The sequence below is a fragment of the Flavobacterium sp. genome, assembly GCF_049590715.1.
Classification (GTDB): Bacteria; Bacteroidota; Bacteroidia; order Flavobacteriales; family Flavobacteriaceae; genus Flavobacterium.
In genome coordinates this window covers 1-4,926 of record NZ_JBAWDL010000153.1, presented here as the reverse complement: position 1 = coordinate 4,926, position 4,926 = coordinate 1, and the positions used below count along the sequence as shown (strand labels likewise).

6 protein-coding genes and 2 pseudogenes are annotated in these 4,926 nt (G+C 33.7%); 3 read left to right on the top strand and 5 right to left on the bottom strand.

Annotated features, from left to right (window positions below; translation table 11 throughout):
* From WBQ70_RS06980 to WBQ70_RS06970, 3 genes and pseudogenes are all read left to right on the top strand, one after another.
* Positions 1 to 468, top strand: a pseudogene (locus WBQ70_RS06980) (glycosyltransferase family 2 protein); the annotation flags it as partial.
* Positions 469 to 545: 77 nt separating this feature from the next.
* The gene (locus WBQ70_RS06975; RefSeq protein WP_423912170.1) at positions 546 to 1,295 is read left to right on the top strand and encodes an MlaE family ABC transporter permease; all 750 of its coding nucleotides are present in this window, start codon (positions 546 to 548) and stop codon (positions 1,293 to 1,295) included.
* Positions 1,292 to 2,056, top strand: a complete 765-nt coding sequence (locus WBQ70_RS06970) for an ABC transporter ATP-binding protein (protein WP_423912168.1) — start codon at positions 1,292 to 1,294, stop codon at positions 2,054 to 2,056. The genes WBQ70_RS06975 and WBQ70_RS06970 overlap by 4 nt, the downstream gene beginning before the upstream one ends.
* 6 nt (positions 2,057 to 2,062) lie before the next feature.
* Here the strand turns inward: WBQ70_RS06970 and WBQ70_RS06965 are convergent, their stop codons facing one another.
* The 5 genes and pseudogenes from WBQ70_RS06965 to WBQ70_RS06945 all read right to left on the bottom strand — a co-directional run.
* A complete protein-coding gene (locus WBQ70_RS06965) occupies positions 2,063 to 2,662 on the bottom strand; it encodes a SprT-like domain-containing protein (protein WP_423912166.1) in 600 nt (199 codons plus the stop codon).
* Between the two features lie 13 nt (positions 2,663 to 2,675).
* Positions 2,676 to 2,978: a hypothetical protein gene (locus WBQ70_RS06960; protein ID WP_423912163.1), complete on the bottom strand. Its 303-nt coding sequence runs from the start codon at positions 2,976 to 2,978 to the stop codon at positions 2,676 to 2,678.
* Between the two features lie 11 nt (positions 2,979 to 2,989).
* Complete coding sequence (locus WBQ70_RS06955; protein WP_423912162.1) at positions 2,990 to 3,667, bottom strand: SDR family NAD(P)-dependent oxidoreductase; 678 nt, start codon at positions 3,665 to 3,667, stop codon at positions 2,990 to 2,992.
* Positions 3,668 to 3,802: 135 nt separating this feature from the next.
* On the bottom strand, positions 3,803 to 4,459 hold the full coding sequence (locus WBQ70_RS06950) for a LysE family transporter (protein ID WP_423912160.1): 657 nt from the start codon (positions 4,457 to 4,459) through the stop codon (positions 3,803 to 3,805).
* A 3-nt stretch (positions 4,460 to 4,462) separates the two neighbouring features.
* Positions 4,463 to 4,926: pseudogene (locus WBQ70_RS06945) on the bottom strand (D-alanine--D-alanine ligase); the annotation flags it as partial.

Sequence of the window (4,926 nt, the reverse complement as noted above, 5' to 3'; positions counted from 1 at the left end):
ATCGAAAAAAATGGCGAATGGATTCTAGAAAACCTAACCGATAAAGATCATATTCGTGGTGCCTTCAAAGCGTATAGAAAAGCTTGTTTTGAACAAATAGGCAATCTAAAACCGGCTATGGGATGGGACACCGTAGATGAATTGTTGTGTAAATTTTATCATTGGAAAGTTGTTACTAATGAATCTTTAATTGTAAAACACCTTAAACCTACAGGAGCTAATTACAATAAAACAGCTCGTTACAAACAAGGAGAAGCGTTTTACACACTAGGCTATGGCTTTGTAATTACCTCCATCGCTTCATTAAAACTGGCTATGCGCAAAGGAAAACCATTACTCTTTATAGATTACATTCAAGGTTTCCTGAGAGCTAAAGCCTCGAAAACTCCTTTATTAGTTACCACCGAACAAGCTGAATTTATTCGTAAATACCGTTTAAAAAAAATGAAACAAAAGTTATTTGGTTAATTTGGTTATTTGAAAAAGCAACCACTCATAACACATAACTCATAACTTATAACTATTTTTGACAATATTTAACAACTATGATGCTCATTCGATACTTATCCCAAATAGGACGCTATTTCTTGATGCTAAAAGAAATTTTCAACAAACAAACCAAATGGTCTGTGATGCGAAACCTCATCTTTAAAGAAATAGACGACTTAATCATTGATTCCCTTGGTATTGTAGCCTTCATCTCTTTCTTTGTTGGGGGGGTTGTTTCGATTCAAACGGCTTTAAACTTAACTAGTCCTTTAATTCCAAAATACTTGATTGGTTTTGCTACTAGACAATCCATCATTTTAGAATTTGCACCTACATTTATCTCCGTCATTATGGCTGGGAAAATGGGGTCTTTTATCACATCAAGTATTGGAACCATGCGTGTTACCGAACAAATTGACGCTTTGGAAGTAATGGGTGTAAACTCTTTAAACTATTTAGTTTTCCCTAAAATCATTGCTTTACTATTGTACCCTTTTGTGATTTGTATTAGTATGTTTTTAGGAATTCTTGGCGGATGGGTTGCAGGTGTGTATGGTGGATTTACCACTGCATCCGATTTTATTACTGGAGCGCAAATGCAGTTTATTCCATTTCATGTAACGTATGCTTTTATAAAAACCCTTATTTTCGCCCTTTTACTCGCTACAATTCCTTCTTTTCACGGTTATTATATGAAAGGCGGAGCTCTAGAAGTAGGTAAGGCCAGTACGGTTTCCTTTGTATGGACTTCGGTTTGTATTATATTATTCAATTATATTCTAACCCAATTATTACTTGGCGCATGATAGAAGTAAAAAACATAGAAAAATCATTTGGTGAAAATAAAATCCTAAAAGGAATCTCAACCGTTTTTGAAACGGGGAAAACGAACTTAATTATTGGGCAAAGTGGCTCGGGTAAGACAGTTTTACTTAAAAGTCTTTTAGGGATTCATACACCTGAATCAGGACAAATTATCTTTGATGGCAGAGTGTATTCTGAGTTAGAGCCAGATGAAAAAAGAGATTTGCGTACAGAAATTGGAATGGTTTTTCAAGGGAGTGCGTTGTTTGATTCAATGACAGTCGCTGAAAACGTTGCTTTCCCTCTGAAAATGTTTACCAAAAACAACAAAGCTCAAAATAAGGAACGTGTTGATTTTGTTCTTGAAAGAGTAAATTTAACCGATGCACACAACAAACTACCTTCGGAAATATCAGGAGGAATGCAAAAAAGGGTTGCTATCGCAAGGGCTATTGTAAACAAACCAAAATATCTTTTTTGTGATGAGCCCAACTCTGGTTTAGACCCAAACACTTCAATCCTTATTGACAACCTCATCAAGGAAATTACGGAAGAATATGATATCACAACCGTGATTAATACGCATGATATGAACTCTGTAATGGAAATTGGAGATAATATTCTTTTCCTAAAAGATGGTTTAAAAGAATGGCAAGGAAATAAAGATGAAATTTTCTATACAGATAATGAAGCAGTAACTGCATTTGTATATTCATCTAATTTATTTAAAAAAGTAAGAGAAGCGCATTTAAAAGGGAACTAAAAATTTTTAATTTTTGATTATTTCTACTTCGGCATTTGGATTGAAAAGGTAGGTTTTGCCTGAATCCATTTCGACACATTCAAAACGCTTGGTTCTAACGGCTATTTTTTTAAAAATTTTTCCGTTTTTGATGCGAAAGACACTGCCGTAAGGAATTTCAAAAATATAATTTTTATCTGTTGGCGCATCAAATTGTTTTAGTGCCAATGATAAAGTAGTGTCTGTATCACTGCTGGCGCTAGGATTGCGAAAATGCCTCGCTAACAATGGCAACAACTGATTGGGAAAAATCTCTGGACGAATATACGGTACCATCAATTGCTGAAAAGTATGTTTCCACTCGATTCCATGAGGCTTAATATTACGCCCATATTTTTCGAAAGCTACTAAATGGGCAATTTCATGAATGAGCGTAACCAAAAAACGGTATTTATTCAAACTGCCATTAACCGTGATTTCATGTTTTCCGCTCAAACCTTTTCGGTAATCACCGTGACGTGTGGCGCGTTCGTTGACGATTTTCAAATGCACGCCATGAGTCACAATCAAATCAAAAATGGGATTGACTGCGTATTCAGGAATATATTTAGATAGTGTATCTGACAAAATTAATTTTTATTTACAATTTCAACCCTTTTGTCATAAAAACAGACTCAATAGATTCAGTTCTCAAATGCATAAAAGCATTTCTTCTTTCGTCTTTTCCAAAATTCAAAAAATCTTTTTCGGAAGCAAAAGAAATAAAATGTATTTCATAAGGTTGTTTTTCTTCATTCGAAATAAACGCTTCTTGCGAAGGTCGCACCCTATAAATTAGTTTTCCATTATAATCATCAAGTAATGGAAGTGCGCATTCCTCAAACTCATGAAAAACGGCTTCTTGCCCTTCTTTTACAAAAATAAACATAGTAATATAAATCATGTTTATAGGTTTTATGGATTTGAAGATGATACTTGGATTACTTTTCCGTTAAAATATTTATTCCCTGTTAAAGTAAAATCATAAATATAATTTGCCATTTCTTCAGCAGAAATAGGCGCCTGATATCCAGGGAAAGCTTCTTGTAACATTTCCGTTTGAACTGCTCCAAGTGCTAACACATTAAAAGCAATGCCACGTTCTTTGTATTCTTCGGCTAATAATTCAGAAAGTGTAATCACAGCACCTTTACTTGAACTATATGCTGCTAAACCAGCAAATTTTAAGCTTCCTTGAACACCACCCATCGAGCTGATGGTAACTACATGGCTTCCTTTTTGCAAAAACGGAATACAAATTCGAGTCAAATTTGCTACAGCAAAAACATTCACTTTGTATACATTTTCAAAATCAGTTTGCGTTAGCGTTTCAAATGGTTTGCAAATTAAGATTCCTGCATTATGAATAATAGCATCGATATGTTTCCATGATGACGAAATAAAATCTTCGACTTTTTCTAAATCATCTTCTGTTGACAAATCAACAGAAAAACAGGTTATGTTTTTATGCTCAATTAAGATTCGTGGTGTTTTTCTTGAAAGCGCCAAAACCTGGTGACCTGCATTAGCAAATTGTAATGCTAATTCGTATCCTATTCCTCTACTGGTTCCAGTAATTATTATATTTTTCATAAGTCATTTAATCGAAAAGATTTTACAAAAACTGTTTCTTTTCCATTGGAAAACAAAAATAAATAAAATCAAGGAACTGAGCCTATTTACGGAGCAGTAATTATAGTATTCCAACAAATAGTTCAAAAAAAAAGACTACACTCTTATTTCATTTCTTGAAAAATGCTTATTAATTACTTTGCGTAATTGAAAAACAGCTAAAATCAAAAAGAAGACAGGAATAATCACTGGCATGAGGTACTTGGTCAGAAAACCAATCTTTGTGGTCAACGTATTCAAAAAATAGATGACAGCTAGCATTCCCATAAAAATACCTACCAAAGTCCCAAAGAGATAATAAAATTTTAATTTACCTCTCGTGACAATATATCTTTCGTTTATCAAATATAGATTCCAAGCAGTCCAAAAAGGCAGTTGTAAAAAATTAAAACAATTTAAAACAACCCCAATTAAAAAAGTAGAGTACGTTATATATTGATCTAAAACCGAGGAATCTCTCATAGATTCTGATGCGTGATTATAGAATGAATACCCAATAATCAATAAAAAGAAGACACCAAAAACATCAATCCATTTCATTAGCCTTTTATTATTCACCAACTTATTTGCAAAAATAAGCGTAAAGTAAATCACAAAAGCTTCGACCAAAATGATTCCTAAAATAAAAAACACGAGCGACTCAATTCCTGATTTTGAATAAATTTCGAGTCCTACAAAATTCAAATACCCAAAAGGCAATGAACCCAGAAAACTCACGATAAAACCTATCACTATATTTTTTAATATCTTCATATATTAAAAATTGATGATTTTAGCACTTTGTTCAAAATGCAAACGCATCTCTTTCATTCCTTCTTTATAGGGCAAAAAGGCAAAACCTAACTCGTTATTCATCACGCTTATTCGATACATATACGTTATATGTCTAGCTAATTCTTTCCATGCAAAAAACAACGAATGCTTAGGATCATAAATATGCGTCGGTTCACTCGCAGCACCATTTAGTTCCACTATCGAAAAGTTTTTTCCTTGTTCCAATTCTTCCAAAGACTGATACATTACATCCAATCTTCCAAAAAAGAAACCTGGTACTTGCACACAAATCGCATTAATTGCTTTCTCTAAATCAGGAGTGACCCACTGGCTTCCGTCAACAAACTTAGCACCACGAGCATGATTGCCATAAGGAACTAAATTTACTTTTTCCCCTTCTGGTAAAACTCGGCTTAATTTCTCACCATATTCTTTTTTCAAAACAG

Bases quoted from the DNA above. Each gene is read 5' to 3' on its own strand.
- WBQ70_RS06975 (WP_423912170.1), top strand. From the start codon at position 546: ATGATGCTCATTCGATACTTATCCCAAATAGGACGCTATTTCTTGATG.
- WBQ70_RS06970 (WP_423912168.1), top strand. From the start codon at position 1,292: ATGATAGAAGTAAAAAACATAGAAAAATCATTTGGTGAAAATAAAATC.
- WBQ70_RS06960 (WP_423912163.1), bottom strand. From the start codon at position 2,978: ATGATTTATATTACTATGTTTATTTTTGTAAAAGAAGGGCAAGAAGCC.
- WBQ70_RS06955 (WP_423912162.1), bottom strand. From the start codon at position 3,667: ATGAAAAATATAATAATTACTGGAACCAGTAGAGGAATAGGATACGAA.
- WBQ70_RS06950 (WP_423912160.1), bottom strand. From the start codon at position 4,459: ATGAAGATATTAAAAAATATAGTGATAGGTTTTATCGTGAGTTTTCTG.